Consider the following 6,164-nt stretch of genomic DNA (forward strand, 5'->3'; position numbering starts at 1 on the left):
AACACAGGTAGGCCCGATGACTGAACAGATCGACCTTTCGGTATTGATTCCGGCAAAGAACGAAGCGGAAAACCTGCCGGCGCTGCTGGCGGAAATCCGCAACGCGCTGCAAGGCGAACGCTACGAGGTGCTGGTGGTGGATGACGGCAGCAGCGACCCGACCCTGGTCGTGCTGCAACAGCTGCGTACCCACGGTTTTGAACAACTGCGCATCCTCCACCATGAACGCTCCCTGGGCCAGAGCACTTCGCTCTGGCACGCCGCCCAGGCGGCCCGTGGCCGCTGGCTGGCCACCCTGGATGGCGACGGCCAGAACGACCCGGCGGATATCCCTGGGATGCTCGCCCTGGTGCGTGCCAGCGAAGACCTGGCCGGTGGCATCAAGCTGGTGGCCGGGCATCGGGTCAACCGCCGCGACACCGCCAGCAAACGCTGGGCTTCGCGCTTCGCCAACGGCCTGCGCAGCCGCCTGCTCAAGGATGCCACCCCGGACACCGGTTGCGGGCTGAAGCTGATCGAGCGCGCGGCGTTTCTGCGCCTGCCTTACTTCGACCATATGCACCGTTTCATCCCGGCGCTGATCCTGCGCCACAACGGCCGCATGCTGGTGCACCCGGTGAACCACCGGCCACGTCATGCCGGCACCTCCAAGTACGGCAACCTGGACCGCGCCCTGGTCGGCATTCTCGACCTGTTCGGGGTCTGGTGGCTGATCCGTCGCACCCGCCTGGACACCCGCCCACAGGAGCTCGAAGGATGACCCGCGAAACCCTCTGGCTGATCCTCGGCTTCACCGGCCAGGCCGTGTTCACCGGCCGTTTCGTGCTGCAGTGGCTGTACAGCGAATACAAACGCCGCAGCGTGATCCCGGTGGGCTTCTGGTACCTGAGCATGCTCGGCAGCGCCTTGCTGCTGATCTATGCCATCTACCGCCAGGACCCGGTGTTCATCATCGGCCAGGCCTTCGGTTTTCTGGTCTACCTGCGCAACCTGCAGTTGATCGCCCGGTTCAAAGAGCAGAAGGAATAGCCCTTGCCCAGGTTCACAACCCCCACAGCCCAATGCCTGGCGCTGGTCGCCCTGGCGTTGCTGCTGGTCGGTGCCGGCATCGGCTGGCGCCAGCCGATGAACGTCGACGAAGAACGCTTCCTCGGTGTCGCCCTGGAAATGCTGCAGAGCGGCAACTGGTTCATCCCGCACCGTGCCGGCGAAATCTACGGCGACAAACCGCCCTTGTTCATGTGGACCGTGGCCTTGTTCAGCGCCTTGACCGGCTTGCCCAAGGTCGCCCTGTACCTCCCCGGCCTGCTCTCGGCAGCCACCACCACCGCGGTGCTCTACGACCTGGGCCGGCGCCTGTGGAACAAGCGCATCGGTTGCATCGCCGCCTTGCTGTTCCTGGCGACCTACCAGAGCTACAGCATCCTGCGCACCGGGCAGATCGACAGTTTCCTCGCATTGTGGGTCGCGCTGGGTTTCTACGGTTTGCTTCGCCACCTGCTGCTGGGCCCGGCCTGGGGCTGGTTCTATGCCGGCTGCGCGGCCATGGGCCTGGGCATCATCAGCAAAGGTGTGGGTTTTGTCCCGGCACTGATGCTGCTGCCCTATGCCTGGGCCGTGCACCGGCGCTGGCGAGGCGTGGTGGCCATGCCTGGCCAGGGCTGGCGCTGGAGCCTGGGGCTGCTGTGGTTGCTGGCCGGTTGCGCGGTGTGGCTGCTGCCACTGCTGGTGACCATCGCCCATGGCGGCGGCGAGGCAGAGCTGGCCTACCTGAAAGAGATCCTGCTGCGCCAGACCGCCAACCGCTATGCCAATGCCTGGGACCACCGCGAGCCGTTCTGGTACTTCTTCGCCAAGGTCATCCCCAAGTACTGGCTGCCGTTGGTGCTGGCCCTGCCCTGGCTGGTACCGGCCTGGCGCCGTCAGCTGCTCAAGCATGACGGGCGCGTGCTGGTGCTGCTCGGCTGGGTGGCACTGGTGCTGTTGTTCTTCAGCCTCAGCAGCGGCAAGCGCAAGCTCTACATCTTCCCGGCGCTGCCCGGCCTGGTGCTGGCCATCGCCCCCTTGCTGCCCTGGTTGCTCAAGCGCTGGTTCCAGCGCCGGCCAGGCTGGCGCAAGGTGTTTACCGTGGTCGCCGTGGTGTGGTTCTGCCTGTGGTTCGTGCGCGGCCTGGTCGAGCCGATCAAGGAGGGCCGTAACCCCCACGAAACCCTGATGGCCGATGCCGCCCGTGCCACCGGCGGCGCCGAACTGGTGCTGGTCAACTGGCGCGAGGGGCACTGGCTGTTCGCCCGCCAGCCGATCGTGCACTTCGGTTTCGGCAGCCACTCTTCCGCGGACACCGCCGCCTACTGGTTGCGCCAGCACCCCACCGCGTTCGCCCTGCTGCCGGCGACCGAGCTGGGCCGCTGCTTCAGTGCCGACAAGGCGCGCAAGCTGGGCGATACCTCGCGCGCCGAATGGTATGTGGTGGGCGCCGATGCCGACACCGGCCAATGCCAGCCGGCCCCCCCCAAACAGGTCTACCCATTTGCCTGGGGCGGCATGCCCGGGAATCTTCAAGCCGCTCTGGAGGCCCCTAGCAAATGACTGCCCAGACCCTGCCGGTACAACACCGGCATTGGTTCAAACGCTTGAACCGCCTGAGCCAGGTCGGTGGCCTGACGCTGCTGGCGGGCATCAGCCTGACCGGTATCGAGGCCGCACGTTCGTTCTGGCCCCAGCAGGTCTACGCCCACCTGAGCAACCGCTGGACCGGCGACTCGGCGCCGGGGCAGAACCTCTGGCTGCCGGCCTTCGAGGTGGCGATCGATGCCAAGGTGGTGGAACAGGGCCTGAACAACCTGTCCGGCATCACCTATGACCATGACCGCGACCGGCTGCTGGCCATCACCAACGGTGCGCCCATGGAACTGCTGGAGCTCAGCAAGAGCGGTGACATCCAGGCCCGTTATCCGTTGGTGGGTTTCAAGGACACCGAAGGCCTCGCTTACCTGGGCAACGGCCGCCTGGCGATCGCCGACGAAACCCTGCAACGGCTGGACGTGATCACCCTGCCCGATCACCCTCAGCCGATCAATGCCAGCCAGGCCCAGTGGATTACCCTGGACATCAACCCGACCCTGCGCAACAAGGGCTTCGAGGGCGTCACCTATGACGCCGGTCACGATCGCCTGTACGCCATCAAGGAGCGTGAGCCGCGTCAGGTGTTCGAGGTCAGCGGCCTGCTCACGACGCTGAACGGCGGGCCACTGCAGATCACCGTCAGCGACCGCCGCAGCTGGGTCAAGCGCAGCGTGTTCGCCACCGACCTGTCCGACGGCTACTACGACCCCGTCACTGGCCACCTGCTGGTGCTCAGCGACCAGTCGAAGAACATCACCGAGCTCGACGGCGATGGACGCTTCGTCAGCATCCGTTCGTTGCGCGCGGCGTTCGGTGGCCTGGCCCACGATGCCCCCCAGCCGGAAGGCATCACGATGGACAGCGACGGCAACCTGTATGTGGTCAGCGAGCCGAACCTGTTCTACAGGTTCGCCAAGCCCTGAGACCGGCTCGGCGCAGGGTCAGAAATCCACCGTGGCGGATAGCTGCAGGGTGCGCGGGTAACCGGGCGAGATCGCGCCATAGGACGCGACGCCGGACCAGTATTCACGGTCGAACACGTTCTGTACCGTCGCCCGGAATGTCGTCGGGTGCCCGTCGATACGGGTGGTGTAGCGGCCGCCGACATCGAAGCGGGTCCAGGCGTCGAGCTCCTGGGTGTTGGCCTGGTTGATGTACTGGCTGGCGGTGTAGATCGTGCCACCGGTCAGGGTGAAGCCTGCCAGCCACGGTGTATCCCACTCGCCCCACAGGTTGGCCTGCAGTTCAGGCACGCCCACCGGCTTGTTGCCTTTGTTGGCGGCAGTGGCCGAGTCGGTCAGCTTGCCGTCCATCGCGGTCACGCCGCCCATCAGGCGCACGCCCGGGCTGACTTCACCGAACATGCTCAGCTCGACGCCACGGTTACGCTGCTCTGCCTGTACCGAGAACTGGTTGCCGGCACCCAGCTCGCCGCTGGGCTTCTCGATCTGGAACAGCGCCAAGGTGGTCATGAAGCTGTCGCGTTCGAACTTCACGCCCAGCTCATGCTGCTTGCTGGTGTACGGCGCGAAGGCTTCACCGGCGTTGGCGGCCGTGGCCGGTGCGATGTCGCCCTTGCTCAGCCCCTCGACGTAGTTGTAGTAGAGCGAGACGTTCTCCCACGGCTTGACCACCACCCCGACCACCGGCGTGGTGGCGCTGTCGTCGTAGCGCGACGACACCGCGCCGGCCGCGTTGTAGTTGCGCGATTCGATGTCCTGCCGACGCACGCCCAGGGTCAGTTGCAGCCGGTCATCGAGCACCGCCAGGGTGTCGGTCACGGCCAGGCCGGTCAGCTCGGATTCGGAAATGCGCAATACCTTCGGTGCATTGATGTGCTGCTTGGGCACATCGACCGGGTGGTAGATGTTCGACAGGATCGCCGTACCGTTATTGATGCCGCGGGACATCTCGTCCTGATAGCGGGTGGCCATGACCGTCATGGTGTGGTTGACCGGGCCCGTTTCGAACAGGCTGCGCAGGCCCACATCAGCGGTGGAGCGGTCGACGTTGAACTTGTAGTAACCGGGGATATTGCTGGTATCGCCGGCCGCATTGAGGATTCTCGGCACCTGGTCGGACATGCGCTTCACATCGGCCTTGCCGCCGCCGGCATGGGCAAACACGGTCAAGGAATCAGTCAGGTCGTACTCGCCGCCGAGCAACGCGGATTGCTCACGGGTGTTGGACCAACCCCAGTCCTGGGGCAGGTTGGTGCGCCCATTGGGGGCCGACGGCACGTCGATACCCGGTGCCACGGTGAAGGGCCGCGAGGCGGCATCCCATTTTTCTTTCTGGCTGATGAAATCGAGGTTCAGGCGCAGGCGCTCGCCTTTGTAGTCCAGGGCGATGGCGCCGATATCCAGGGCGCGCTGCTGGTTGTCGATGGCGGTGTCGCCCTGGGCAAGGCTGCCGTTGAAACGCACGCCCCACTGTTTGTCCTCGCCGAAGCGGCGGCTGATGTCGAGGTGGCCACCGGCCTGGCTGTCCGAGCTGTAGCTGGCGGTGAAGCGCGTCAGGTCCTCGGCCAGGGCACGCTTGGGCACGATGTTGATCACGCCGCCGACACCGCTGTTGGGCGAGATGCCATACATCAATGCACCGGGCCCCTTGAGCACCTCGACGCGCTCGGCGTACTCGGTGAATACCCGATAGTTGGGCGCAACGCCGTAGACACCATCAAAGGCCAGCTCACCCAGGTTGCCCTCGCCCACCGGAAAGCCACGGATGAAGAACGAGTCGACAATGCCACCGGTCTGCCCGGTGGAGCGCACCGACGGGTCGCGCTCCAGCGCATCGGCCACGGTTACCGTCTGCAGGTCGGCCAGGGTCTTGGCGGTGTAGCTGGTAACGCTGAAGGGGGTGTCCATCACGTCCTTGTTGCCCAGCATCCCCAGCCGGCCGCCGCGGGCCACCTGGCCGCCGGCAAAGGCTTCCGGCAAGCTGTCGTGGCGCAGGCTGTTGGCTTCGATGTTGGTGGCGGCGAGCGTCAGGCCATCGCCCTGCTGCGCCAGCTTGGCCAGGGTGTAGTTGCCGTTGCCCAGGGCCACCAGCTCAAGGCCGCTGCCGGCCAGCACGCGGGCGGCACCGTCCTGTAGCGAGTAGCTGCCGTTGAGGCCTGCGCTGTGCAAGCCGTCGGTCAGCGCCGGTTCGAACGACAAGGCGATCTGCGAGGCCACGGCAAAGCTGGACAGCACGCGGCCCAGCGGGCCAGGGCTGATGGCGTAGGTGTGGGTGGCCACGACGTTTTCGGGTTGCGCCACTGCCACCTGGGTGCCTGCGGCGCCGGCTACCAGGGCCAGGCTCAACAGGGCGTTACGGACTGCGGTGGCGAGCGCACGCTCGGCGTGGGGACGGCTTGCAACAGGCATGACAGGAGGGTCCTTGTGACCGGATAAGGAGAGGGTTCACTCCTGTTGCCAATCGAGATGGGGAACAGTATCAGCTTGGGTTGAATAAATTTTGCGGGGTGGTTTTGAAGCACATTCCTTACTGTGTTTGAGGTCCCTGGGCATGACCGCAGGTTTGCAGCGCCTGTG

5 protein-coding genes are annotated in these 6,164 nt (G+C 65.5%); 4 read left to right on the plus strand and 1 reads right to left on the minus strand.

What is annotated here, in order from left to right; translation table 11 throughout:
* Positions 1-16: 16 nt before the first annotated feature.
* Genes DM373_RS25685 through DM373_RS25700 form a run of 4 tightly spaced genes read left to right on the plus strand, consistent with a single transcriptional unit; the run spans position 17 to position 3,548 of the window.
* Positions 17-760, plus strand: a complete 744-nt coding sequence (locus DM373_RS25685) for a glycosyltransferase family 2 protein (RefSeq protein ID WP_110996225.1) — start codon at positions 17-19, stop codon at positions 758-760.
* Entirely contained in the window at positions 757-1,029 is a 273-nt protein-coding gene (locus DM373_RS25690; protein ID WP_110996226.1) for a lipid-A-disaccharide synthase N-terminal domain-containing protein, read from the plus strand. Before DM373_RS25685 ends, DM373_RS25690 begins: the two co-directional genes overlap by 4 nt.
* A gap of 3 nt (positions 1,030-1,032) precedes the next feature.
* Positions 1,033-2,589 carry an ArnT family glycosyltransferase gene (locus tag DM373_RS25695; RefSeq protein WP_110996227.1) on the plus strand — a complete coding sequence of 519 codons (1,557 nt, stop codon included), beginning with the start codon at positions 1,033-1,035 and terminating at the stop codon, positions 2,587-2,589.
* The gene (locus tag DM373_RS25700; protein WP_110996228.1) at positions 2,586-3,548 is read left to right on the plus strand and encodes an SdiA-regulated domain-containing protein; all 963 of its coding nucleotides are present in this window, start codon (positions 2,586-2,588) and stop codon (positions 3,546-3,548) included. The genes DM373_RS25695 and DM373_RS25700 overlap by 4 nt, the downstream gene beginning before the upstream one ends.
* 18 nt (positions 3,549-3,566) lie before the next feature.
* Here DM373_RS25700 and DM373_RS25705 read toward each other — a convergent pair whose 3' ends face one another.
* Positions 3,567-5,996: a TonB-dependent receptor gene (locus tag DM373_RS25705; RefSeq protein WP_110996229.1), complete on the minus strand. Its 2,430-nt coding sequence runs from the start codon at positions 5,994-5,996 to the stop codon at positions 3,567-3,569.
* Positions 5,997-6,164 lie beyond the last annotated feature (168 nt).

The organism is Pseudomonas sichuanensis (assembly GCF_003231305.1).
Lineage (GTDB): Bacteria > Pseudomonadota > Gammaproteobacteria > Pseudomonadales > Pseudomonadaceae > Aquipseudomonas > Aquipseudomonas sichuanensis.